This is a genomic window from Bradyrhizobium sp. Tv2a-2, assembly GCF_000472425.1.
In the GTDB taxonomy this organism is placed as follows: Bacteria; Pseudomonadota; Alphaproteobacteria; order Rhizobiales; family Xanthobacteraceae; genus Bradyrhizobium.
This window is the reverse complement of the sequence record NZ_AXAI01000023.1, coordinates 15,775-40,817: the sequence shown is the minus strand read 5'-3', so window position 1 is coordinate 40,817 and position 25,043 is coordinate 15,775. Positions and strand designations below refer to the sequence as shown.

The window sequence follows — 25,043 nt, the reverse complement described above, 5'->3', positions numbered from 1 at the left end:
CCGCAATCCGCCGGATTCGCGGAGTTCGGGGCGGAAGCGCCGCGCCTTTAACCAAGCGCGCCGACCTCGAATATTTCGCCATCATAGCCGGCCTCGCGCGGGATCACTAGTTGCCGGCCACCATTGTGGCGGGTCATCACCGGCATGACCGTGACGATCGGCCTGCCGCGGGCGTCGTCAAGCGCTGCGGCCACGCTCCCCTGCTTGCCGAGCTTGATCAGGTTGCGGGTGGTCGGGAACGGCAGCTTGAACCGCCCGCTCTCACCGCCCGCGAGCGCCTCGCGGGGCGATACCCAGATCGAATCGGTCGATTCCTTGCCATCATGGGCGCCAAGCTGGTCCGGGGGCGCGGCGGCGAGGAAGAACCAGGTGTCGAAGCGCTTGGGCATGCCCTCAGGGGTGATCCAATGGGCGTACGGGATGAGTTCATCGAACGCCAGCCAGAGCTTGTTCTCGGCCAGCACGTTGAGGAAGCTCGTCTTGCCCTCGCAGAGCGGCGCACGATACGCCGCCTCGATCTCTCCCGCCCGTTTGACATCGATCAGATCGCGCGACCCTTGCTGGTGCGCCAGCAGGATCCCGCTCTCCTCAAAGGTCTCGCGGATCGCAGCGACCCGAAAGCCCAACGCCGCAGGGTCGAGCCCTTCGCCGCCGCCATGGAGTTCGCGCCTCGCCACGATCTCCTGGTCGCCCTTGTCGACGCTGCCGCCGGGGAACACCAGGGCGCCCGAGTTGAACTCGATCTGATGGTGGCGCACCATCATGAAGACCTCGACCTCGCTTGTCCTTGCGTTATCGCGCAGGAGCAGCGTGGTCGAAGCGGGACGCGAGGTGGCGATATCGGCCATGGCCTAACCTGCCGCGCTTGATTGCGGCTGCAGGTTAGCGCGGCGATCGACCCGCGCCACCCGCGACAGCAGGTAATCGACCTCCGCCTTCGCCGCCGGGGTGATGGCAGCACCTGGCTTGCGCTGGGCGCTGGAGGCGATGATGCCGCGCTTCTGCAGCACATATTTGCGCACCGCCAGCCCCGCGCCGGGCTGCTGCTCGTAGCGGATCAGCGGCAGATGCGCATCGAACAGATCGTGGGCCGCGTCGCGCTTGCCAGCCTTCGAGAGCTTGACGACGTCGATCAGGAGTTCGGGGAAGGCATAGCCCGTCATCGCGCCGTCGGCGCCGCGCTCCATCTCGAAATCCAGGAACAGGCCGCCATTGCCAACCAGGATCGAGAGCGGCCGCAGGGAGCCGTCCTTTTGGAAGTTTCGGAGCGCTGTGATTTTCTCCAGCCCCGGCCAGTCCTCATGCTTGAGCATCACGCAGGACGGGCTGTCCATGACGATCTTGCGGATGACTGCGGGCGTGAACACGACCGAGAGCGTCAGCGGATAGTCCTGCAGCACCCAGGGCACATCCTCGCCGATCGCCTCCTGCGCCTGCTTGAAATAACCGATGATCTGGTCATCGGTGCGCAGATTCGGCGGCGGTGCGATCATGACGCCGGCGGCGCCCGCATCCATCGAGGCGCGCGCCAGCGACCGCATCGAGGCAAAGCCCGGCGCCGAGACGCCGACGATCACCTGCATGGTTTTCGCCCGCTTGACGAAGCGCAGCGCCACCTGCACCGCCTCGGCGGCATCGAGCTTCGGCGCCTCCCCGAGAATGCCGAGCACCGTGACACCCTCGCAGCCGACCTCGGCATAGAAATCGGTCAGCCGGTCGATCGAGCGCTCGTCGATGCGGCCGTCATCATGGAACGGCGTCGGCGCGATCGCAAAGGTGCCGGCGGCCTCGGGGGTCAATTTCGTCACGTGCTTCTCCAATCTCCGCCGTCATTCCGGGCGATGCGAAGCATCGAACCCGGAGTCTCCGGATTCCGGATTCACGCTGCGCGTGCCCGGAATGATGGTCCATCAAAATCTCCGCGCCGACTTCTTGATCTCATCGTCGGAGAAAAAGATGTCGCGCGCATGCTCGACGATGTCCTGTGCGTTCCAGCCGGTGTGCGGCGGCTTCCAGCCTTCCATCTCCATCATGCGCATTTCGCGCACACCACGGGGGCCGGAGACGCCGAGCACCTTGCCGGTTTGGTCGCCGGACAAACCGCTGACCATGTATAGCACGGCCGGCGCGATCCCGTCCGGTCCCAATGCGGCTCCCGGGTTTTCCTTATATCGGGGCAGGTCTGCAGTCATGCGGGTCAGCGCGCCCGGGGCAAGCGTCCAGACCCGGATGTTGTATTTGCGGCCCTCGATGGCCAGCACGTTGGAAAAGCCCCAGATGCCGCCCTTTGCGGCGCCGTAATTGGACTGGCCGAAATTGCCGATCAGGCCCGAGGTCGACGACGTATTGACGATGACACCGCCACCATTGTCGCGCATCCAGCGAAACACCGGGAGCGTGGTGCAGAAGGTGCCTTTGAGGTGAACCTTGATGACCTTGTCCCAATCGGATTCGCTGGCCTTGGCAAAGGTCTGGTCGCGCAGGATGCCGGCGTTGTTGACGAGGATGTCCGCACGGCCGAAATGCTTGATGGCTTCGTCGAACACCGACTGGCCGCCCTCGAGCGTCGAGATGTCGGCGCCGTTCGCCACCGCGCGGCCGCCCTCGGCCTTGATCGCGTCGACCACCTTGTCCGCCATCGACTTGTCGGCGCCGGAGCCATCGCGCGGCCCGCCAAGATCGTTGACCACGACCGCCGCGCCCTCGCGCGCGAACAGCCTTGCATATGCCTCACCAAGTCCGCCGCCCGCGCCGGTGATCAGCGCCACCTTGCCGTCGAGTAATCCCATGCTGTCCTCCCGGATTCTCTTGTAGTCATTCCGCGGCGCCGTCAGAGGCGAACCCGGAAATCTCGAGGTTCCGGGTTCGATGCTGACGCATCGCCCCGGAACGACATCGCTAGCCCAGCACGGTCATACCGTTCTTGATCACGGTGACGCCGCGCGACTTCACCTTGGCCTCGAACGAGATCACGTTACCGTCCTTCCACATCTCCATCGTCACGGTCTCGCCGGGATAGACCGGCGACGAAAACCGCGCCGCATGGCGCCTGAAGGCGGCAGGGTCATAGTCGGCGTAGGTCTGCAGGACGCCGCGGCAGGTGATGCCGTAGGTGCACATGCCGTGCAGGATCGGCCGGGGAAAGCCGGCGCGCTTGGCGAATTCGGGATCGGAGTGCAGTGGATTGCGATCGCCGCAGAGACGATAGATCAAGGCCTGGTCGGGCCGCGTCGAGATGTCGACCATCCTGTCCGGCGTGCGCGTCGGCACCTGGTGTGGCTCAGGCTGGCCATCCGACGGCCCGCCAAAGCCGCCGTCGCCGCGGGCAAAGCGCGAGGCCACCAGCGTCGCCAGCGGTTCGCCGTCGCTGTTCTTCAACACGGTCTGGTGCCGGATCACGGCGCCCTTGTCCTTGCCCTTGTCGAACGCCGCAAGCACGGAGGAATCGGCGGTGATGTGCGCTGCGGTCGAAAACGGCTTGTGAAAGGTGATGTCGCGCTCGCCGTCAACGACCATCACGCGGTTGAGATTCATCTCGCCGGGACCTGCGCCCCACGCGGCGACGGAGGCGAAGGTCGGCACCACCTTCAGCGGCCGCGGCGTGGCAGCGGCCTCGTTGACGAAGGCGAGTTCCTTCTCGTCCATGGGATCGGCGCCCAAGCCGATGCCATAGGCGTAAAGCATCACCTCGCGATCGCTATAGCTGTATTTCTGGCCAAGGTTCTTCATGGCCATCAGCTCTTCGTATTTGATCGGCATTTTCCTGTGGCTCCTCCCGAATTGCTTTGCGTTGGCGGCGCGACCTCTCTACGCCGTCGTGAAAAACGGCAAGGGCGCACCTTCGGTGGGCTTGAACACGACCTTCACCTTCTGGCCGATCTTCAATTTCTCGATGTCGCAATCGACGAAATTGGTCTGCAGCGACGGCCCCTCCTTCAGCGTCACATAGCCGATGGCATAAGGCCCCGTCGGGGATTTTCGCATCAGGCTGAAGGTGTAGATCGTGCCCTCGCCCGAAGATTCCTCCCACACCGTCTTGTCGGAGAAGCAGAACGGGCAAATCGAGCGCGGGAAGTAGTGCGCTTCGCCGCACGCCGTGCAGCGTTTGATCAGGAACTTGCCCTGTGCTGCCGCGTCCCAGAACGCCTTGGTCTCGGGATTGGTGACGGGCGCCGGATATTTTTTCGCTTCGGTCATTACACGCGCTCCAGAATGGCAGTCGAGGCCGCGTGGCGAACGCCGAGGAGTCCGCCGGTGCCGTGAGCGATCGCGAGATCGCAATTCGCCACCTGCACCTTGGGATGGGCTTCGCCGCGCAGTTGTCGTACCGCTTCGATGATTTTGGTCATGCCGCCGCGGTTGACCGGATGATTGCTGCAGAGGCCGCCGCCGTCAGTGTTGAACGGCAGCTTCCCGACACCGGAAATCAGATTGCCGTCGGCAACGAATTTGCCGCCCTCGCCCTTCTTGCAGAAGCCGAGATCCTCGAGCTGCATCAGCACCGTGATGGTGAAGCTGTCGTAGATTGAAGCGTACTTGATGTCCTTCGGCGTGACGCCTGCTTCCTCGAACGCGCGCGGGCCGGACCAGACGCCGGCGGAATAAGTAAGGTCGAGGTCCTTGCCGCCGCGCGGGCCCTTCATCGCCTCGCCGTGTCCGATCAACCGCACCAGCGGCTTCTTCAGGCTTTTGGCGATTTCCGGCGTGGTTACGATCAGCGCGCCGCCGCCATCGGTCACGACACAGCAATCCATGAGGTGCAGCGGATCGGAAATCATCCGCGAGTTGACCACGTCCTCGACGGTGACGACGTCCTTCAGGAAGGCGTGCGGATTGTATTGCGCGTGATGTGAGGCCGCGACCTTGATCCAGGCGAGTTGCTCGCTGGTGGTGCCGTAGTCGTGCATGTGACGCATGGCACACATGCCGTAGGCATTGTGAGTCGTAGCCCCATAGGCCGCCTCGAAATCAGCTTCCGCACCGGCAGCGCGCGGCGGCATCGGGCCGGTCCGCGGCTTGCCCGCCAACGTGACCAGCGCGATGGAGCACTTGCCCGCTGCGATCGCCTCGGCCGCGTGACCGAGATGGATGATGTAGGAGCAGCCACCGGTCTCGGTGGAATCGACGTGGCGCACCTTCAGCCCGAGGTAATCGACCATCGGCCAGGCGCCGCCCGGAGCGTCGCCGGCGCAGAAATAGCCGTCAATATCCTGTTTCGAGAGGCCTGCGTCCTCGATCGCGCCCTTGGCGACCTCGGCATGGAGTTGCGCGGTGGATTTGTCCGGTGCGTGCCGGGTCGGATGCTCATAGATCCCGGCAATGTAGGCCTTGCCCTTGATGGTCAACTCGTTCTCCGCTGGCGTTTCCTGATCCAGCGGATTTCTTGACCTGTCGGCGACGCCTTGGCAAGCGGCGAAATATTCCGCCGCGCGAGAGGCCCCCTACTCCGCTGCCAACTGCCGTGGCGCAGGCGGCGGGCTGGCGAGATCGGCGACAAGCTGCGCGTGCCGCGCCTTCGCCTCGTTCGCGGCCTTCTCCTTCACCGGGCCGTAGCCGCGGATACGATCGGGCAGCGACAACAGTTCGACTGCGGTCTCGATCGTCGTCGGCGACAACAGATCGAGCACGGTCGCGACGTCCTTTTCGTAAGAGGCAATCAGCTCGCGCTCGAGCTTGCGGTCGGCGCTGCGGCCAAAAATATCGAGCGGCGTGCCACGCAAGAAGCGCAGCTTCGCCAGCACGCGGAACATCGACATCATCCAGGCACCGAAAGCGCGTTTCTTCGGCCGCCCCAATGCATCCTTGCCACCGCCGAGAATGGGCGGCGCGAGATTGAAGTTGAACTTGAACTCGCCCTCGAACTGGTCACGCAACTGCTGCTCGAACCGGCCGTCGGTATAGAGCCGTGCCACCTCGTACTCGTCCTTGTACGCCAGCAGTTTTGCGTAGTTGATCGCGACTACCCGGGACAGGGTCTCACCATAGCCACCTTTGTCTACGGCATTACGCACCTTATCGACGAGGGCCCGGTAACGCTTGGCGAGCCGCTTGCTCTGGTAGTCCGTCAACAGCGCACTGCGATGGGCGATGATCTCGTCGAGCGACATCGTGTCCAGCGACTTCGGCGCGACGACAGTGTCCTGGCCCTTCATCATTCCTTCCAGCCGCGCCGGGTCGACGGCGGCGAGCCGTCCGAGCCGGAACGCCTCGGTATTCATTTTGATGGAGACGCCATTGACCTCGATGGCCTTCTCGATCGCCTCCGCCGACAAAGGCAGCAGTCCCTTCTGATAGGCGTAGCCCAGCATCATGATGTTGGTGGCTATGGAATCGCCGAGCAGCAGTTCGGCCGGCTTGGTGAAATCGAAGAACACCGTCTCCTTGCGCAGCGCGCTTTCGAGCACGGAATTGATCTTGCGGGTCTGGAAGTTGAAGTCGCGGTTGAGGATGAAATCGGCGGTCGGAATGACGTGGCTGTTGATGATGCCGATGGTGCGGCCGGACTCACAAAGCGTGATGGTGTCTTTCGACGCCGCCACCACTTCATCGGCCGCGAGTACGAGATCGGCGGTACCGGTGACGATGCGCGAGCAGGTCACGTCCGCAGTGTGTTCGGAAAGCCGGACATGGCTGAGCACTGCGCCGCCCTTCTGCGCAAGGCCCGACATGTCGAGGAGCATGCTCGCCTTGCCCTCGATATGGGCGGCCATGCCGAGCAGCGCGCCGATGGTCAGGACACCCGTGCCGCCGACGCCGGCGACGCCGATATTGTAGGGCCGATCGAGCGGTGGGAACGACGGCGGCTGCGGCAGCTCGCCGATCTCGCCGAGATCAGCGGGCGCGCGGCTGCGCAGCTTGGCGCCATCGACCGTGACAAAGGACGGGCAAAAGCCCTTCACACACGAATAATCCTTGTTGCAGCTCGACTGGTTGATGGTGCGCTTGCGCCCAAGCTCGGTCTCCAGCGGCTCGACCGAGATGCAGTTCGACTGCACCGAGCAGTCGCCGCAGCCCTCGCACACCGCCGGATTGATGATTACGCGCCGCGCCGGATCTTCCATCAGGCCGCGCTTGCGGCGGCGGCGCTTTTCCGCGGCGCAGGTCTGGACGAAGACGATGGCCGACGTGCCGGGCGTCTCGCGGCAGGTCTTCATGACGGCATCGAGCTCGTCGCGATGCGCGAGTTTGACGCCGGACGCAATGTCGGAGGCCGGATAGAGATGCGGATTCTCCGACACCAGCCAGATCTCGCGAATGCCTTCGGCATGAAGCTGGAACGTGATCTGCTGCGGCGAGAGGTCACCGTCGTGACGCTGGCCGCCGGTCATGGCGACGGCGTCATTGTAGAGGATCTTGTAGGTGATGTTGGCCTTGGAGGCGACCGCCTGGCGGATGGCGAGAAGGCCGGAGTGGAAATAGGTGCCGTCGCCGAGATTGGCGAAGATGTGCTTCTCGCCGGTGAACGGCGCAATGCCGACCCAGGGCACGCCCTCGCCACCCATATGGGTGAAGGTCTCGGTGCTCCGGTCCATCCACAGCGCCATGAAATGGCAGCCGATGCCGGCCATGGCGCGGCTGCCTTCGGGGACCTTGGTCGAGGTGTTGTGCGGACAGCCCGAGCAGAAGTAAGGCGTACGGGAGACCGGCGGGAGCTTCTGCACCTGGCTGGCCTCGCGGCCGTTGAACCAGTCGGCCTTGGCCCGCAACATCTCGGCGATCTCAGGATTGAGGTTCAGTCGCAGCAGCCGCTCGGTCAGCGAGCTTGCAAGCGAGGCGACCGACAGCTCGGCGGCGAAGGTCAAAAAGCGCTTGTCGTGCTCGTCCATCTTGCCGACGATTCGCGGACGCACATCGTCACGCCAGTTGAACAGCTCCTGCTTGACTTGATTCTCGACGATCTCGCGCCGTTCCTCGATGATGAAAATCTCTTCCAGCCCGACCGCGAAATTGCGCACGCCTTCCGGCTCGAGCGGCCAGGGCATGCCGATCTTGTAGAGCCGCAGTCCGATCTTGGCGGCGACCTCCTCGGTGATGCCGAGTTCGCGCAGCGCCTGGCGCACATCCTCGTAGCTCTTGCCGGACGCCATGATGCCGAAACGCGCGTTCGGGCTGTCCATGGTGATGCGGTTGACCTTGTTGGCGCGGGCGAAGGCGATCGCCGCATAGCCCTTGTAGTCCTGCAGGCGCAGATCCTGCTGGAAGCGATCGTCGGGCCAGCGCAGATTCAAGCCACCCGGCGGCAGCTCGAAATCGGACGGGATGATGAAAGGCTTCATCTCGTCGGTGAGATCGACCTCGGCAGTAGTCTCCACCACCTCGGTGATTACCTTCATGCCGACCCAGCAGCCCGAGTAGCGCGACATCGCGATACCCAGAAGCCCCATCTCGATCATTTCGTGGATGCTGGACGGATAGAGGTAGGGCATCAGCGCTGAGATGAAGGCGTGGTCCGACTGATGCGGGACCGTGGACGACTTAGCGCCATGGTCATCGCCGGCCAGGCAAAGCACGCCACCGTTTTTCGCAGAGCCCGCCGCATTGCCATGCCTGAACACGTCGCCGCAACGGTCGACGCCGGGGCCCTTGCCGTACCAGATGCCGACCACGCCATCATGGTTGGCGCCGGGAGAGAGATTGAGCTGCTGCGAGCCCCAGATCGCGGTCGCCGCGAGATCCTCGTTCACGCCGGGCTGGAATTTGATGTTGTATTGTTCGAGATGCTTGCGGGCTGCGAAGAGCTGCTGGTCGTAGCCGCCAAGGGGCGAGCCGCGATAGCCGGAAATGAAGCCCGCGGTCTTGAGGCCCGCGGCACGATCCCTCCGGATTTGCGCCATCGGCAAGCGGACCAGCGCCTGGATACCGGTCAGGAAAACATGGCCGGAGCTCGCGGTGTATTTCTGGTCGAGGCTGATCGCACCCTGGTTGATTCCCATTCCACCCTCACTGAAGCCCTCTGGCCGTCGCTTTGCTCGTCTTTTCGGTCGTCCCGGCTCATTCTTGACTACCGAATTAGGTAATCGCCCCGGACGCGATTGCCACTCTAGGGCGGATTTTTGCGCCAACGCATCACAAATCTGGAGCGTGGGCAGCCTCCCCTCCAATTCGCAATTTCATGGCTCGGCGGGCCGCCCCATTTTCAGCTTGTGTCGTCCCCTACCGGGCTCGCGAAATGACGTAACACCCCTATAATGCCGCAACAGCGAATGGTGCAGGGAAGAACTCGATCCATGCGGGCGATTCTGGCTTGTCTGTTTTTGTGCGGCGCATTCGCCGCGCATGCGTTTGCCGCCGAGCCCTCGGAGGAAACCATCGAGCGTGGCAAGGCTCTGGTCGAAGCCGGCGACTGCGCAGGCTGCCATACGGCCGATCCCGCAAAACCCTTCGCCGGGGGCAAGCGGATCGACACGCCTTTTGGCGCGATCTATTCGCCCAATCTGACGCCGGATCGCGAGACCGGGATCGGCGCGTGGAGCGACCAGGATTTCCATGGCGCCTTGCGCTTTGGCGTCGCGCCCGATGGCTCGCGTTACTATCCCGCCTTCCCCTACCCCAACTTCACCAGGCTTACGCGGCCCGACATCCTGGCGATCCGCGCCTATCTCTCGACGCTCACGCCGTTTGCGAACAAGGCACCCCCACCCGAGCTGCGCTTTCCACTGAACCACCGCGTGGTGATGCGGCTGTGGAACTACCTGTTCTTCCGGCCCGGCATTCTGCAGCCGGAGCAGCAGAAAGGCACTGACTGGAATCGCGGCCGCTACCTCGTCGAGGGTCTCGGCCATTGCGGCGTCTGCCACACCCCGAAAAACATATTCGGCGCCGACAGGCGCGGCCGCGCCTTCTCGGGCGGCTTGGTCGGCGGCTGGTTCGCGCCAAGGCTCGATGGCGCCGAGCGCGGCGGGCTTAAATCCTGGAGCGTCGATGACATTGCGGAATACCTCGCAAGCGGCCGCAATGGGAGAAGCCATGCCGACGGGCCGATGGCCGAAGTCATCGTCGACTCCACCTCGAAGATGAGCGACGCCGATATCCACGCCATCGCCGTCTATTTGAAAAGCCTGCCGTCGGGCCCGCCGGAACCGGCGGTGCTGCCGCCGCCGGAGACCAGCATGAAGGCGGGAGAAGCGGTCTACGCCCATGCCTGCATCGCCTGTCATGAGGCCGATGGCTCCGGCGCGCCACGCATCTACCCGCCGCTGCCCGGCAATCCGCTGCTGCAATCCGCCGACCCCGCATCGACGCTGCGCGTCATCCTCGACGGCGCGCAAACCGTGACGACGCCGCGCGCCCCCAACACGGGATCGATGCCGGCCTACGCCAGTCAACTATCCGACCAGCAGATCGCCGACGTCACCAACTATATTCGCAACGCCTGGGGCAACGCAGGGTCGGCCGTCACGGCGGAACAGGTCGCCCAAGCCCGCAAGACCAGGTAGAGCCCTTACCGTTACCGTTCGTCCGCGGTGAAGACGAATTTCGGCATCTCCCATTTGTAGCGAATGGCGAGCAGCCGCAGCGACAGGCCCAGCGCGAAGGTCAGGATCGTCCACAGCTCGGCGTTCAGCTTCAGCCCAAAGGCTGTGGCATAGAACAGGCCGGTGACGACCGAGACGCTGGCATAGAGCTCGGCGCGAAACAGCAGCGGCACATCGTTGCAAAGGATGTCGCGCAACACGCCGCCTGCACACCCCGTGATCATGCCGGAAACGATCACGATCGGCAGCGACGCATCCATCTGCCAGGCGACATCGCAGCCAGTCATGGTGAACACGACCAGCCCGATCGCATCCAGCACGAGGAAGGCGAGGTAAAGCCGATGCACCAGGCGGGCCAACAGAATGGTGACGAAGGCCGCCATCACGGTCAGCTCGAGGTAGAAGGGGTTTTGCACCCACACCAGCGGATAATGCCCGAGCAGCAGGTCGCGGATGGTGCCACCGCCAAGCGCGGTGATGCAGCCGAGCAGGCACACCCCGAGCCAGTCCATGCTGCGCCGCCCCGCCGCCAGCGCCGCGGTCATGGCTTGGGCTGCCAGCGCGACAAACGACAGAAAGTGCAGGACGGAATCGCTTGGCGGCAAGTTCCACATGGTGTGCTCCGGGAGATGGCCGTTTGCAGGAACCTAAAGCCCGGGTTCCGCGCTGAACAGTCCCGCGCAAACCACTTGTTCCGTGCGGAACGGCGCACCCTGCTAGACCATTGTCTAGGGGGCAACGGAGGCGAACGAAGGAGCCACCATGGCACGCAGTCCGAATGATCCTTATGACCCCTATCGTCCCACCATGAGCGAGTATGACCTCGACCGGGAAGCCCGGCTTGAACGCGAAGCGCAGTTCGATCCGGAGCTCGCCGAAGGCCCGGCCAGCGCAGGCAAGATGGCGCTGTTCGCGCTCGGTATCGCGCTGGTGTTAGGGGCCGTGTTCTACGGCCTGAATAATTCCAGCGTCCACGATGCCTCGACAGCCCCGCCGGCACAGACCGCGCAGACCAGGCCCGCCAACCCCAACAGCCAGCCCGGCATGACCACGGGATCCGCACCGAACCGCACGACCCCGCCGCAATCCTCCCCGACAGGATCGGAGGTCGACCGCACTGATCACCCAACCGCCGGCCAGACCAACGACAACCGCTGAGGCCTCGGCGATCTCCAGATGCGGCGGGCCATGCCCGCCTCATCTGCCTAGCTCCTGTCATCCAAACACTGTCATCCGAACATCTTGTTCAGCTCCCCGCCGGGATAGCCGCCGGCGAGCTCGGTGAATGTCCCCTTCTCGGCCATCTCGCGCGCGGCGCGCATGTAGCCGGCCCAGGCCATCCGCGCCAGCGAGCCGCCAACGCTGATCCGGCGCACGCCAAGCTCCGCCGCATGCGCAAGCGAGAGACCGGAGGCACCGATCAGGAGGTTCACCGGCTTGGGATGCACCGCCTTTACGACAGCCGATATCTCCTCCCTGGTCTTGATGCCCGGCGCATAGAGACAGTCCGCGCCCGCTTCGGCATAGGCGAGCAGCCGATCGATCACGAGCTTGAGGTCGCTCTGCCCCCACAAAAACGCCTCGCAGCGCCCGACCAGCATCACGCCGCTCTTGTCGGCATCGATTGCGGTACGCGCCGCCTTGATGCGCTCGACCGCCAGCCCGCGCTCATAGAGAGGTTTCGCCTTGTCGCCGGTGGAGTCCTCGATCGAGAGGCCGGCAACGCCGGTCTTCACCGCCCGCGTCACATTGGCGGCGACCTTCGCGGGCTCGATCGCAAACCCGCCCTCGAAATCGGCGTTGACGGGAATGTCCACCGAGGCGCACAGCGCGGTGAGATGGTCGCAGACGTCGTCCACAGTGACGCGGTTGTCCGCCTTGCCGATGGTCCAGGCGAATCCGGCGCTGGTCGAGGCGATCGCCTTGAAGCCGAGATGCTGCAGCGCTTTCGCGCTGCCGACATCGAACGGATTCGGCAGCACGAAGCAGCCGCTTTCGTGCATGTTGTGAAACGTGGCGCGTTTGTCAGCAGCTGTCAGCGGCATTGGTTCGCTCCCTTGTTGTTCTTGCGGGAGATCAACATAACGTTGCGACCCTCACGCGACAACCTTGCGCAGGAACGTGCGCTCCTCCGCGAGGATGAACTTGCCCTCCTCGGCAAAGTTGAAATTCGCCATACCTTCCGCGTCGCTGCGCAACCGCGCGCGATAGGCTTCATAAGCGGCCAGACTCTCGAACGAGATCAGGGCGTAGGCGATGTTGTTGGTACCCTCATGCGGCATGAAATAGCCGATCAGGTCACCGCCGCATTTCGGAATGACGGACATCCAGCGTTTCGCGTACACCTCGAACTGCGCGCGCTTGAAGGGATCGATCTGGTAGCGGATGAAGACGGTGATGGTCATGGGAGCCTCCGGTTGTCATTCCGGGCGATGCGAGAGCATCGAACCCCGACTGATTGCGGACATGCTACCCCCTTGCCCGTCGCCAATGCTTCGGTTATCATCGAAGCATGAAAGCAGGACCCGATATCGCCATGGTCGCTTCGCTGGTCGGCGACCCCGCTCGCGCGAACATGCTGACCGCTTTGATGGACGGCCGCGCGCTCACCGCGAGCGAGCTCGCGCAGGAGGCCGGCATCACGCCGCAGACCGCAAGCTCGCATCTTGCCAAGCTCGATGCCGGCGGGCTGGTCGAGCTGGAAAAACAGGGCCGCCACCGCTATTACCGCCTCACCGATCCCGATGTCGCCGGTGTCCTCGAAGGCCTCGCTGGTCTTGCGGCGCGCGCCGGCCACATGCGCGTGCGCACGGGGCCGAAGGATCCCGCGCTGCGCCGCGCCCGCGTCTGCTACGATCACCTGGCCGGTGATCTTGGCGTGCAGATGCTGGAAAGCATGAAGACGCAAAGACTGGTGCGGCAGAAGAAGCAGGAGATCGAGCTGACCGCCGAGGGCGAACGTTTCCTGGAAAGGAACCTGCAGATCTCGCCCGACATGCTCGCCCATCCGCGCCGGCCCGTGTGCAAGGCCTGCCTCGACTGGAGCGAGCGGCGGCATCACCTGGCGGGCACGCTCGGTGCGGCCCTGATGACCCGCTTTGCCGACTTGAAGTGGGCGGCGCGCGATCCCGCTCCGGGCAGCCGCGTGGTCAATTTTTCGCGAACTGGCGAGAAGCGCTTTGCGGCGCTGTTCGGAGGCGGCGAATAACAATCGCGTGTGAGGCGCGCTGCGCGTCGCAGCCGGGCTTGACCCGGCGGCCCGCGCGTTTAAGCCGGGCGGTACCGAACCCGCCGAGCTCATTGTTGCATGCGCCACACCGTCATTGCCTCCATCTTCGCCGCCGTCCTCCTCGCTCCCTTCACGTCGAGCTTCGCCGCCGATGCGCCCCGCGAGCCCTATGGCATCGCGCTGGAAGGCTTCCCCTATCCTTATCCCGTGAGCTTCCTGCCGGTCATCAATGACGGCGAGGAGCTGCGCATGGCCTATATGGACGTGCAGCCCGCGCAGCCGAACGGCCGCACCGTCGTGCTGTTGCACGGCCGCAATTTTCCGGCGAGCTACTGGGCGCCGGTCATCAAGGTCCTGGGCGGCGCCGGCTATCGCGTCGTGGTGCCGGACCAGATCGGCTTCGGCAAATCCTCCAAGCAGCAAGGCGACCTGCACTTCGACAACCTGGCGCGCAACACCATCGCGCTGCTCGATCATCTACAGATCGCCAAGGCCGATGTCGTCGCACACTCCATGGGCGGCATGCTCGCGGTGCGCATTGCCCGCGCTTATCCCGACCGCGTCAATCATCTCGTGCTGACCGCGCCGATCGGTCTGGAGGATTACCGGCTCTACGTGCCACCGGCGCCCACGGAGAAGATCATCGACACCGAGGACAAGCTCACCGCGGAGGGCTACCGCAAGCAGCTTGAGACCAATTATGCGATTCACCTGCCGCCCGACCAGGTGACGCCGTTCATCGACGCACGCTTCAACATCAAGGGCAGCGCCGATTATCCGCGCTGGCTGCGGTCCTTCGTCGCCTCCTACCAGATGATCTATCGCGAGCCGGTAGCGCACGAGATTCCGCTCATCACCGAGTCGACGCTGTTCATCATGGGCGCCGACGACCACAACGCGCCGGGCCGGCCGAACGCGCCTGAAGCGTTGCGCTCCAAGATGGGCCACAACGCCGAGCTCGCCCAGGCCTTCGCCGCCAAAATGCAAAATGCGCGCGCCGAGGTGATCCCGAACACCGGACACCTCGTTTTCCTGGAAGCACCGGAGAAGTATGACCAGCTCGTGCTCGACTTCCTCGCAAAATAACTCGGGCCGGTTGACTTGATCAAAAACACTCCGAAATTATAAAATCTTTGCGCGCGGCACTGGACAACCCAAATCGGCTTGAACCGCAAGGCGAAATTCAATTTTTGGCGCACGCAATCTGTCGCGTGACAATGCTCGTCGGGCGCATCGAGACAACGCGAAATCGGCCCACGCAAGCCCGGCGGGCAAATCAGAAGGCCTTTGCCGCAAATTCCGCGCTTGCCGGAGCGGCGGCCGAGTGCCATGTTTGCGGTCATTGATTGCGCCTGCCGCATGATGCAGACTTTTTCGGCCCGCGCACTTATTGTGCCGCCGCCTGCCACCTCTTGATCGTTTCGCGTTCTTGATAGTCCCGTTCTTGATTGTCTCCGGTTGCGACCGTTTCAGCAGGGAATTGCGATGCTTAATTCATTTGGACGACACGCCATCATCATCGGCGCCGGCATGGGCGGCCTCGCCGCCGCCAAGGCACTTTCTCCTTATTTTGACAAGGTCACCGTGCTGGAGCGCGATGTGCTGCCTGCGACCGCCGATCCACGCATCGGTACGCCGCATTGCCGGCAGCTTCATGTGCTGCTGCGTGGCGGCCTCGATACGTTGAGCGAGTTCTTTCCCTCCTTCGAAGCCGCGCTCGAAAAAGCCGGCGCCATCAGGGTCCGCGTCGGTTCCGAAACTCTGGTCGAGGCACCCGGGTTCGATCCATTTCCACAGCGCGATCTTGGAATCGACTCGCTGTCGATGACGCGCCCCCTGATCGAATTGGTTGTGCGGCGATTTGTCGAGCAGGAGCCCAACATCGCGTTTCAGACCGGCTGTCGCGTCACCCGCCTGCTCGCATCACCTGGTAGCACCGTGGTAACTGGGGTTCGCTACGACGTTGCCAGCGGCGACAGCGTCGAACTTGCCGCCGATCTCGTGATCGACGCCTCATCGCGTGGCACCCTCACTCTGGAACTGCTCGACCGCTTGAACCTGGCGCGTCCCGAGGAAACCGAGATCGGCGTCGATCTAGCGTACGCCACTGCGACGTTCCGGATTCCGCGGCATGCGCCCCGCAACTGGCGCGCCGTGTTCCACCGGCCGAGTGCCAGCAGCGGCCGCGGCGGATTCATATTTCCGATTGAAGATCGTTGCTGGCATGTCGGCCTCAACGGCGTGCACGGCGAGGCCCCGTCCGATCAGCTTGACGAGTTCATCGCCTTCGCCGGAGGTTTACGCACGCCGACCATTCATGACGCGATCAAGAACGCCGAAGCTGTCGGCGCAATCCATCGCTTCAATCTGCCCGCCAGCGTGCGACGGCGCTTCGAGGCGCTGCGACGCTTTCCGCAACGGCTCATTCCGATCGGCGACGCGATCTGCCGTTTCAATCCGGCCTACGGACAGGGCATGACAGTGGCCGCGCAGGAGGCGCGGGTCCTTAAGCACTTGCTGGAAGCGCGGGCGAAGAACGCTGAAGGCCTCGATGCGCTCGCACCGGCCTATTTCGAGGCGATCCAGGGCGTGCTCGCTGCACCATGGTCAGTCGCCGAGAATGATTTCATCTACGGCAAGACGCGCGGACCATGCCCGCGCGATTTCCAGCAGCGCATGCAGTTTTCCGCCGCGCTGCAGAAGGTCGCGGCCCAGGACGCGGCCGTGCACCGCACGCTCGCCGAGGTGAGCCACCTCCTCAAGCCCCACAGCGCACTGCGCGCGCCTGACATCGTCAGCAAGGTCGAGGCGGTGATGGCCGAGATGTGAGTGACGGCGAGGCGCGTGCCCCCGCTAAGCACCAAACTCCTGCGCCAGCACGAACGTCTCGCGCGTGCGCTTGATCTCGGGCCAGTCGCGGTTGAAATCGGCAACGAGGCGCTTGAGATCCTCGCCTTTCATCGCGCGCTCGAGCGATGCTTCATCGTTGAATTGATAAGTTGCCTGATGCAAGGACGGATCGGTCAGGCTCCAGAAGCGCCAGGCTTTTGTCACGCCGAACGACTTGACGGCATCCGGCAGATGTTCGTTCTCGTACCATTTGTCGAAGGCGGCGCGTTTCGCTGCATCGGGGACGGTTGCACGGACCACGAAAAAGGCTGCGGGCATGGATTTCCTCCGGCTTATGTTTGTGGCGGAGGATAGGCCGCAGGATCGGTTGCGCAAGACGAATATCGTCTTCTGCCGGGGACACGCCACGGGCAACCGAGCCACGCATTTGTGCGTCCATCAGCTACTAGGGGTATTGTAGCGACTAGCGTCGGTTCTGGTGCGTGCAGTCCGTGTATTACCAATGTAACGCCATTCTCCTCGACCGAAGCTCAAGCGCAATCTGCGCATGCTGATCTGCTCGTCTCGAAACTTGCGGAGCCTGGCAGCATGAGCAATCCCTCCGGTCGGCGCACGGTGGTGGCCGCGGTGCCGAGAAAGCCGCCCTTTCGTAAAATCGAATGGCTGGAGCGCGACATTGCGGTCGAGCGGCGGTCCGACGGTGTGATCGTCTTGAAGTCGCGCATTCCGCTGCAGTCCTACGAGACGCACGTCCCGGCCTTGCTCGCTAAGTGGGCGAACGAGGCGCCAGAGCGTACCTGGCTGGCGCAGCGTGTCGGCGCCGACCGGCAGTGGTGCCGGGTCTCCTATGGCGAAGCCAAGCGCACTGTCGATGCACTGACGCAAGGCCTGCTCAATCTCGGGATCGAAGAAGGCCGTTCAGTCGCGATCCTCTCCGGCAATTCGATCGAGCATGCGCTGATGACGCAGGCCGCGATGCAGGCACGGTTTCCAGCAGCGCCGCTTTCGCCGGCCTATTCGCTGATGAGCCACGATCATCTCAAGCTCAGATACCTGTTCGAGCTGATCAAGCCGGCCGTGTTGATGGTGCAGGACGGACCGAGCTTCGAGAAGGCGCTCAGGGCGATAGATCTCACTCGCGTCACGGTCGTGCACGTTGCGCGGCCCTGCGACGGTATCAAGAGCGTCAGCTTTGTCGATCTCGCCGCGACGCCGGTCACAAAAGACGTCGAGGACTCGATCGCAAAGATCACGCCGAAGACGATCGGCAAGCTGTTGTTTACCTCGGGCTCGACCGGCATGCCAAAGGCCGTCATCAACACGCAGGAGATGATGTGCGCCAATGCGGCGATGCTGATGCAGGGGGGGCCGCGTGATCCGAACCGCCCGCTCCCGACCGTGCTCGACTGGATGCCGTGGAACCACACCATGGGCGGCAACGCAATATTCAATCAGGTGCTAATCGACGGCGGCACGCTCTATATCGACGACGGCCGGCCGATGCCGGGCCAGTTCGACGAGACGATACGTAATTTACGCGAGATCTCGCCGACCAATTACATTAACGTGCCAGCGGCCTATGCCGTACTGGCGGCGGAGATGGAGAAGGACGACGCAGTCTGCCGCAGCTTCTTCAAGAATCTCACCGTGATGACCTATGCCGGCGCGCGGCTGCCGGATGATCTTTACGACCGCATGCAAGCGCTCGCGGTGCGCACGACCGGCGAGCGCATCGTTTTTTACACCGCCTGGGGCTCGACCGAGACCGCGCCGGGCTCAACCGGCACCTATTGGGACACCGAGCGCGTCGGCCTGATCGGCCTGCCGCTGCCAGGCGTCGAACTGAAAATGGTGCCCTGCGGATCGAAATATGAACTGCGTCTGCGCGGCGTCAACGTCACGCCCGGCTATCTTGGCCAGCCCGATCTGACAGGGGCGGCGTTCGACGAGGAGGGATTCTATTGCATTGGCGATGCCGGTGTGTTCGTCGATCCCGAAGATCCGTCGCACGGGCTGATCTTCGCCGGCCGCGTGGTGGAGGATTTCAAGCTCACAACTGGAACCTTCGTCCATGTCGGTTCATTGCGCACCGATGCAATCGCCGCGGCGACACCAGTCGTGCAGGACGCGCTGGTGGCCGGGCAGGATCGTCCCTTCATCGGGCTGCTGGCCTGGCCCAATCTCCACGCCTGCCGCCAGATAATAGGTAAGCCCGACGCGAGTTATGAAGAGGTCGTCAAGCATCCGGCAGTGACCGCTTGCCTGAAGCGCGGACTGGAAGCGCATAACGCTTCCAGTCACGGCGCCAGCAGCCTGCGGATCGCACGTGCGATGCTGATGGTCGAACCGGCCTCGATTGACGGCAACGAACTCACCGATAAGGGCTACATCAACCAGCGCGCCGGCCTCGAGCGTCGCGCCGCGCTGGTGGAACGGCTTTATGCCGATCTTCCCGGCGACGACGTGATCGTACTGCAATGAAGCTGACGATGTTCTCGTCCGAGGAACGGCGCGCGAGTTCTGGAATTGGCCTGTCTCGATCAAATTCACATGTCGGTCGTCAGGGTTAAACCCGTTTATCACCCGCAGGAGTTCTCTTCGGCGTCAGCGCGCCTCAGCTTCTTCAAAGCCAGCAATAGATCGGGCGCGAACAGCCACGCGGAAGGAAAAAAGGAGAGTAAGAACGCAGCGACAAACGAAACGCTGATAACGACGTCGGTTGGGATGTGTCGTAGCCTCATTCCATCACTGTATCACTCAAGTTGCAGTATCCTCGTTCACAATCGCGAGCGTTCCGTCCAGGACGGCACATGCTGGCAGGGTTAGTTAATTTCGCTTTTTTTGCTCCATCCCGACATGTTGCGCCGTCGCGCACACCTGGCTACAGCGGACATGGCCTTGGTCCGCCTCAAACCACCGATTGTGAGAACGCGGCTAGAGTTTCCTGGCGTCGACATTGATGCCGAGCAGCTTCCACATCTTGCCGTTCTGGACGAAACGCAGCCGGTACTTCACCTGCATGTCGTCGGTCTTGAACACGCCGACGAGCACCAGCGCTCCTTCGGAATCGATCATCGGCTTTTCCGAGGCGTCACGGTGTGCGTCGACGACGCTTTCGAAGAACAGCTCGTTGGCCCGGAACGGCTCGAATGCTGACGCGAGCTTGTCAGCCGTGATCTGCGTCTGAAATTGCCGTGACGCCTTGGCCAGCAAAACGGCATAGTTGCCGGTCATGTTGGCGTCATTGAACGTCATCAGCGCCGTCCGGACCAGGACATCCTGCTCGTTATCGGACGGGATCTGGATGGCATGCGCCGGTGTGAGCCATGCCGCGGCCAGCATCAAAACTGAAATGAATACGCCTACCCCACCAAACGGTCTTCCAAAACAGCGGAAGACCGGCGTCCTGTCAGCAAACATCCGTGTCATGGCCTGCCCCCAGTCCAATCAGGATGGGACTGAGGCAAGCTGATTCGCTGGCGGCGGGGAAGCGCAAAGTTGCACTGTTGGGCAACCGCCGTCGGCCGAACGCCCCCGCCGGGTGAGGCGGCACGTCACACCAGCTTCATCGGCGCATCAGCCACCAGGCGAAGATCGATTCTGCCGATCAACTCCGAGCGGCGCGCCTCCGCGGCACCGATGGCGCTCTCGGTCTGGCGCAATGTGCTGACATTCGAACCAAGCGAGACGATTCCGCCGAGCACCAAAGCGATCGATCCGAGCGCCGCGGCTTGACCTATCCCGAATAGACCGAGCACCGTGATCAGGAGCAACACAGCCCCGCCACCGATGGCAATTTTGGAAGCCAGAATGAACTTCCGGCAGCGCTCGGCGATCTCGGCCAGCTCCTCGATCCGCGCCTCGATCTCTGCAATCTCGTCGCTCGGAGCGTCATCGGTCATTGGGCTCACTGGCGTCAGCGTAATCTACCGCCATACGCGCTCGGGACGAACAAGGCGGATTACGCTGCGCTAATCCGCCCCACGCCTCACAACGGCAGATTATCGTGCTTCTTCACGGGAATTTCGACGTGCTTGTCGCGCAACATGGCGAGCGCGCGCGCGATACGCCGCCTTGTCGAGTGCGGCATGATGACGTCGTCGATATAGCCGCGCTCAGCCGCAATGAACGGCGACAGGAAGCGGTCCTCATATTCCTTGGTGCGGGCGGCGATCTTGTCGGGGTCGGCCAGGTCGGCGCGGAATATGATCTCGACCGCGCCCTTGGCGCCCATCACCGCGATCTGCGCGGTCGGCCAGGCATAGTTCATGTCGGCGCCAATTTCTTTAGACGCCATGACGTCGAAGGCGCCGCCATAGGCCTTGCGCGTGATCACGGTCACCAGCGGCACCGTGCATTGCGAATAGGCGAACAGGAGCTTCGCGCCGTGCTTGATCAGGCCGCCATATTCTTGGCTCGTGCCCGGCAAAAAGCCCGGCACGTCGACAAAGGTGACGATCGGGATGTTGAAAGCATCACAGAAACGGACAAAGCGCGCGGCTTTCCGCGAGGCGTCGGAGTCCAGCACGCCCGCCAGCACCATCGGCTGGTTTGCGACAAAGCCGACGGTGCGGCCGGCGATGCGGCCGAAGCCGGTGACGATGTTCTTGGCAAAGGCCTCCGAGATCTCGAAGAAGTCGCCCTCGTCCACGACCTTGAGGATCAATTCCTTCATGTCGTAGGGCTTGTTCGGATTGTCGGGGATCAGTGTGTCGAGCGACATGTCGACCCGCTCGATGTCGTCGAAGCTCGGCCATTCCGGCACGCCGTCGCTGTTGTTCGCCGGCAGGAAGTCGATCAGCCGGCGCATCTGCAACAGCGTTTCGACATCGTTCTCGAAGGCGCCGTCGGCAATCGATGAGCGCGTCGCATGCACCGAGGCGCCGCCGAGCTCTTCGGCCGTGACCACCTCGTTGGTAACGGTCTTCACGACGTCAGGGCCCGTGACGAACATGTAGCTCGTGTTCTTCACCATGAAGATGAAATCGGTCATCGCGGGCGAATAGACGTCGCCACCGGCGCAGGGGCCCATGATGACGGAGATCTGCGGGATCACGCCGGAGGCCACGACGTTGCGGCGGAACACATAGGAATAGCCGGCGAGCGCCGCGACGCCCTCCTGGATGCGCGCGCCGCCTGCGTCATAAAGCCCGATGATCGGGGCGCGCGCCTTCATTGCCATGTCCTGAAGTTTTGTGATCTTCAGCGCATGAGTCTCCGACAGCGAACCGCCGAACACGGTGAAATCCTTGGCGAACACGAAGGTCTTGCGGCCGTTGACGGTGCCCCAGCCGGTGACCACGCCGTCGCCGGGCACCTTGGTCTTTTCCATGCCGAATTCCGTCGAGCGGTGTTCGACGAACATGTCGAACTCCTCGAAACTGCCCTTGTCGAGCAGAAGCTCGATGCGCTCCCGCGCGGTCAGCTTGCCACGGGCGTGCTGCGCCTCGATGCGCTTCTCGCCGCCGCCGAGTTTTGCGCCGGCGCGCCGTTCTTCAAGGGTGTCAAGAATGTCCTTCATTGGCCTTTCGCCCGTCCAAGAATAGAGGTCGTCGCGGGGGGTTCTAACACGGTCATTTCACAAACCAAAAGCCGCAAATCCGGCTCCGAACGGCCCTTGGCTCGTTACCTCGGCGCGTTAAAAGGCGGGCCCAGAATCGCCGCACGAATCGCCTGAAGACGGGAGCGACAACCATGAGCGAAACGATCACCCAAGCTGGCGTCACCTCGGCCCCGGCAGGTAGCGTCACCGGCGGGGTCAAGGTCCTGCTCCGGCTGGAGGGCCTCACGCTGTTTGCGGGCATGGTGCTGCTTTACGCAGTCTGGGGCGGCTCGTGGTGGGTGTTTGCGGTGCTGTTTCTCGTTCCCGATTTGAGCTTCATCGCCTACCTCTCCGACCCCAGGACCGGCGCCGTCGTATATAACGCCGCCCATTCCTATATGGCGCCGGTGGCGCTGCTGACGAGCGGATTTGCCATCGGCGAGCCGCTGGTGCTCTCCATTGCCATGATCTGGTTGGCCCATATTGGAATTGACCGCGCGCTGGGCTATGGCCTGAAATACCAGGCCGGGTTCGGCTTCACCCATCTCGGGCGCATTGGCCGACCCAAGGACCAGACTTGAGGGCGTCTACCATCGACGTGACAATCGCGGTGGTGCCGGTCGAGCAGCTGCGGCTGGAGCAGACCAGCACTCACCCGTTTTCTGCTGGCCCCGCCGACTCACTGGAAACCGGGGCAAGCCCGGCCAGGGCTACGGCGTAAGACGCGGCCCATTTGAACAGCACGCCAACGGCCACTCCCACGACCGTATCAAGCAGACGCAGGGCGGGCTGCTCCAAGGCGTGCCTGGGATCGAGCGCGGCGACCACCAGGACAACGGTGGTCGTAATCCCGGTGGTGACGATATCGTCGTGCCGCCCCAGCATCATCATGACGATGGTGCCGATTCCGATCACGACACCGAGGCCGGCCGCATTGACGGGAAACAGTGCGATGTAGATGAAACAGAGTGCGAAGCTCACGCTGGTTGCGATCAGCCGCGATACTCCCGCCGAGACACTTCCCTCGCGGGTCTCACGGAAAACGAACAACGTCGCGACCGCGGCCCACATCCCTCCCAACAGGGTGTCCGCCGGGTCGATGAACCCGCCGAGCAACTCGGTTACCAGGACGTAGGAGATCACGCAGGCGACTGACAGGTCGAACGCGTAAATCACGTCCCAGAGTGTAAGCTTCTTCATGGAAGTCACCCCTGCAGGAGACGCCCCTTGGCCGGACGAGGTCCTCGCCCATGGGCGAGGACCCGTGCTCAGCAAGCGGCTTGCTTACGCGGCTTGGGCGGCCTCTGCTGCCGCAACTGCGCGGTATTCGGGCTTGTAGACATGGCTCCGAATGAACCCGACCATGTCTGCAGGGCGCGGCACGCGGGCCAGGCCAGAGTCGAACACCAGCTTTGCCACTCGCGCTGCGGTCTGGATTTCCGTTTCCAGGATATTCGCCTGCACCGGATAGAGCAGTCCTTGCTTGAGCAGTTCGGGCGCAACCTGATCGGCCACGCCGGCGGCGGCCTCGATGAACATCTCGTCAGTGACCCGCGAGGCCTGGGTGGCAAAGATCGCCATTCCAACGGCCGGGAAGATATAGAAGTTGTTGGCCTGTCCCGGCAGGAATGTCTGCCCGTCGAGATGAACCGGCGGAAACTGCACGCCGGCCGCATAGATCGCCTTGCCTTTCGACCAGGTATAGGCCTGCTCGGGCGTGCACTCGGCCTTCTCGGTCGGGTTTGACAGTGCGAGCACAACGGGACGCTCGTTGATGCGCGACATGGCCTCGATGACCTGCCGCGTGAACGCGCCGCCGACAGTGCTTACGCCGATGATCGTCGTCGGCTTGATGCTCTCGATGGCGGCGGCGAAATCCCGCGTTGGCGCGTGCTTGTGAGCATAGCGTTTCTGGAAGTCGACGAGATCGCTGCGGGTCGACTCAAGCAGACCGTTGACGTCGAACATATGGATTCGCGCCTGCGCGTCTTTCGGCGTCATGCCCTGCTGAACCAGCGCAGAACACAGCAGATTGGCAAGACCGATGGCGGCCGAACCGGCGCCGAGGAACAGGTATTTCTCGTGCCTGAGCTTGGTTCCCTTGAGCTTCACCGCATTGATCATGCCGGCAAGCGTGATACCCGCCGTGCCCTGCACGTCGTCATTGTAGACACAGTACTTGTCGCGGTAGCGCTCGAGGAGGTGGACTGCGTCTACGCCGGTCCAGTCCTCGAAGTGGATGCAGCACTTCGGGAAGACGTCCTGGACGGCGTCGACGAACTCGTCGACGAAGGAATAAAGCTCCTGCGTCGGCGGACGTGTCTTGCGCATGCCCAAATACAGGGGATCGTGGAGGTACTGCTCGTTGTTGGTGCCGGCATCAAGATACATCGGCAGCAGGTACTGCGGCGGCACTCCGGCACAGGCGGTGTAGAGTTGCAGCTTGCCAATCGGAATGCCGGCACCGTTGGCCCCGAGATCGCCGAGACCCAGGATGCGGCCACCGTCAGTGACGCAAATGAAGCGCACATCCCTCTGGGGCCAGTTTCTCAGGATGTCCTTCACACTGCCGCGACGCGTCATCGACACATACATGCCGCGTGTCTGGCGGTAGATGTGGCCGAACTTCAAGCAGGCCTCCCCGATCGTAGGGTCGTAGACGATCGGAAGGAAGCGGGCCGGATCGGACATGATGGTGCGATAGAACAGAGTTTCGTCGTGGTCGAGCAGGTTGACGAGATAGATGTAGCGGTCAAGATCTGTCGTCTTGTGGCCGAGTTGCATCATCACCCGCCGCAGCTGCACATCCGGCTTCTCCGTGATGTCGGGCACGAGGCCGACGATTCCCAGCTCCTGCTTTTCCGCCTCGGTGAAAGCCGTCGACTTGTTGAGCGAGGGGTCCCGGAGCCGATCGATTCCATGCTTGCTGATTGTCATCTCAGTCTCC

At 63.1% G+C, this 25,043-nt stretch carries 22 protein-coding genes and 1 pseudogene; 7 read left to right on the top strand and 16 right to left on the bottom strand.

The features are described from left to right. Positions 1-47: 47 nt before the first annotated feature. From A3AI_RS0133800 to A3AI_RS0133770, 7 genes are all read right to left on the bottom strand, one after another. Positions 48-848: an NUDIX hydrolase gene (locus A3AI_RS0133800; RefSeq protein ID WP_024519795.1), complete on the bottom strand. Its 801-nt coding sequence runs from the start codon at positions 846-848 to the stop codon at positions 48-50. Positions 849-851: 3 nt separating this feature from the next. Then, a complete protein-coding gene (locus A3AI_RS0133795; RefSeq protein WP_024519794.1) occupies positions 852-1,808 on the bottom strand; it encodes a dihydrodipicolinate synthase family protein in 957 nt (318 codons plus the stop codon). 102 nt (positions 1,809-1,910) lie between these two features. After that, a complete protein-coding gene (locus tag A3AI_RS0133790; protein WP_024519793.1) occupies positions 1,911-2,789 on the bottom strand; it encodes an SDR family oxidoreductase in 879 nt (292 codons plus the stop codon). A 109-nt stretch (positions 2,790-2,898) separates the two neighbouring features. Next, entirely contained in the window at positions 2,899-3,759 is an 861-nt protein-coding gene (locus A3AI_RS0133785) for a MaoC family dehydratase (RefSeq protein ID WP_024519792.1), read from the bottom strand. A 48-nt stretch (positions 3,760-3,807) separates the two neighbouring features. After that, positions 3,808-4,197: a Zn-ribbon domain-containing OB-fold protein gene (locus A3AI_RS0133780; protein ID WP_024519791.1), complete on the bottom strand. Its 390-nt coding sequence runs from the start codon at positions 4,195-4,197 to the stop codon at positions 3,808-3,810. Then, a complete protein-coding gene (locus tag A3AI_RS0133775; RefSeq protein WP_024519790.1) occupies positions 4,197-5,345 on the bottom strand; it encodes a thiolase family protein in 1,149 nt (382 codons plus the stop codon). Before A3AI_RS0133775 ends, A3AI_RS0133780 begins: the two co-directional genes overlap by 1 nt. Positions 5,346-5,441: 96 nt before the next feature. Further along, positions 5,442-8,933, bottom strand: coding sequence for an indolepyruvate ferredoxin oxidoreductase family protein (locus A3AI_RS0133770; protein WP_024519789.1), 3,492 nt, complete (start codon positions 8,931-8,933; stop codon positions 5,442-5,444). 294 nt (positions 8,934-9,227) lie between these two features. Between A3AI_RS0133770 and A3AI_RS0133765 the strand changes: the two genes are divergently transcribed. Further along, complete coding sequence (locus tag A3AI_RS0133765) at positions 9,228-10,436, top strand: c-type cytochrome (RefSeq protein WP_024519788.1); 1,209 nt, start codon at positions 9,228-9,230, stop codon at positions 10,434-10,436. Positions 10,437-10,447: 11 nt separating this feature from the next. On the opposite strand, the gene A3AI_RS0133760 is transcribed toward A3AI_RS0133765, so the two are convergent. Then, complete coding sequence (locus A3AI_RS0133760) at positions 10,448-11,089, bottom strand: trimeric intracellular cation channel family protein (protein ID WP_024519787.1); 642 nt, start codon at positions 11,087-11,089, stop codon at positions 10,448-10,450. Between the two features lie 148 nt (positions 11,090-11,237). On the opposite strand from A3AI_RS0133760, the gene A3AI_RS0133755 reads away from it, so the two are divergent. Next, positions 11,238-11,633 carry a superantigen-like protein SSL4 gene (locus tag A3AI_RS0133755; protein ID WP_024519786.1) on the top strand — a complete coding sequence of 132 codons (396 nt, stop codon included), beginning with the start codon at positions 11,238-11,240 and terminating at the stop codon, positions 11,631-11,633. Positions 11,634-11,704: 71 nt separating this feature from the next. Here A3AI_RS0133755 and A3AI_RS0133750 read toward each other — a convergent pair whose 3' ends face one another. Beyond that, entirely contained in the window at positions 11,705-12,520 is an 816-nt protein-coding gene (locus A3AI_RS0133750) for an isocitrate lyase/PEP mutase family protein (RefSeq protein ID WP_024519785.1), read from the bottom strand. Positions 12,521-12,571: 51 nt separating this feature from the next. After that, complete coding sequence (locus tag A3AI_RS0133745; protein ID WP_024519784.1) at positions 12,572-12,880, bottom strand: NIPSNAP family protein; 309 nt, start codon at positions 12,878-12,880, stop codon at positions 12,572-12,574. Between the two features lie 107 nt (positions 12,881-12,987). On the opposite strand from A3AI_RS0133745, the gene A3AI_RS0133740 reads away from it, so the two are divergent. From A3AI_RS0133740 to A3AI_RS0133730, 3 genes are all read left to right on the top strand, one after another. Beyond that, complete coding sequence (locus A3AI_RS0133740; protein WP_024519783.1) at positions 12,988-13,683, top strand: ArsR/SmtB family transcription factor; 696 nt, start codon at positions 12,988-12,990, stop codon at positions 13,681-13,683. Positions 13,684-13,782: 99 nt separating this feature from the next. Then, complete coding sequence (locus tag A3AI_RS0133735; RefSeq protein WP_024519782.1) at positions 13,783-14,790, top strand: alpha/beta fold hydrolase; 1,008 nt, start codon at positions 13,783-13,785, stop codon at positions 14,788-14,790. Positions 14,791-15,189: 399 nt separating this feature from the next. Next, positions 15,190-16,533, top strand: coding sequence for an NAD(P)/FAD-dependent oxidoreductase (locus tag A3AI_RS0133730; protein WP_024519781.1), 1,344 nt, complete (start codon positions 15,190-15,192; stop codon positions 16,531-16,533). 24 nt (positions 16,534-16,557) lie between these two features. Here A3AI_RS0133730 and A3AI_RS0133725 read toward each other — a convergent pair whose 3' ends face one another. Further along, positions 16,558-16,872, bottom strand: coding sequence for a hypothetical protein (locus A3AI_RS0133725; protein WP_024519780.1), 315 nt, complete (start codon positions 16,870-16,872; stop codon positions 16,558-16,560). 270 nt (positions 16,873-17,142) lie between these two features. Between A3AI_RS0133725 and A3AI_RS0133715 the strand changes: the two genes are divergently transcribed. Next, positions 17,143-19,035, top strand: a complete 1,893-nt coding sequence (locus tag A3AI_RS0133715) for an AMP-binding protein (RefSeq protein ID WP_024519779.1) — start codon at positions 17,143-17,145, stop codon at positions 19,033-19,035. A gap of 453 nt (positions 19,036-19,488) precedes the next feature. On the opposite strand, the gene A3AI_RS0133705 is transcribed toward A3AI_RS0133715, so the two are convergent. The 3 genes from A3AI_RS0133705 to A3AI_RS0133695 form a co-directional block, all read right to left on the bottom strand. Next, on the bottom strand, positions 19,489-19,983 hold the full coding sequence (locus A3AI_RS0133705) for a hypothetical protein (protein ID WP_156928054.1): 495 nt from the start codon (positions 19,981-19,983) through the stop codon (positions 19,489-19,491). Between the two features lie 125 nt (positions 19,984-20,108). Continuing rightward, positions 20,109-20,456, bottom strand: coding sequence for a hypothetical protein (locus A3AI_RS0133700; RefSeq protein WP_024519777.1), 348 nt, complete (start codon positions 20,454-20,456; stop codon positions 20,109-20,111). Positions 20,457-20,542: 86 nt separating this feature from the next. Then, complete coding sequence (locus tag A3AI_RS0133695; RefSeq protein ID WP_024519776.1) at positions 20,543-22,075, bottom strand: acyl-CoA carboxylase subunit beta; 1,533 nt, start codon at positions 22,073-22,075, stop codon at positions 20,543-20,545. A 173-nt stretch (positions 22,076-22,248) separates the two neighbouring features. Between A3AI_RS0133695 and A3AI_RS0133690 the strand changes: the two genes are divergently transcribed. Beyond that, positions 22,249-22,677, top strand: a complete 429-nt coding sequence (locus A3AI_RS0133690; protein ID WP_036050547.1) for a DUF4260 domain-containing protein — start codon at positions 22,249-22,251, stop codon at positions 22,675-22,677. Between the two features lie 70 nt (positions 22,678-22,747). Here the strand turns inward: A3AI_RS0133690 and A3AI_RS0133685 are convergent, their stop codons facing one another. Together A3AI_RS0133685 and A3AI_RS0133680 are read right to left on the bottom strand one after the other, a co-directional pair. Further along, positions 22,748-23,296, bottom strand: a complete 549-nt coding sequence (locus A3AI_RS0133685; RefSeq protein WP_024519774.1) for an FUSC family protein — start codon at positions 23,294-23,296, stop codon at positions 22,748-22,750. Positions 23,297-23,380: 84 nt separating this feature from the next. Next, positions 23,381-25,039 (bottom strand): annotated as a pseudogene (locus A3AI_RS0133680) (NAD-dependent malic enzyme); the annotation flags it as partial. Positions 25,040-25,043 lie beyond the last annotated feature (4 nt).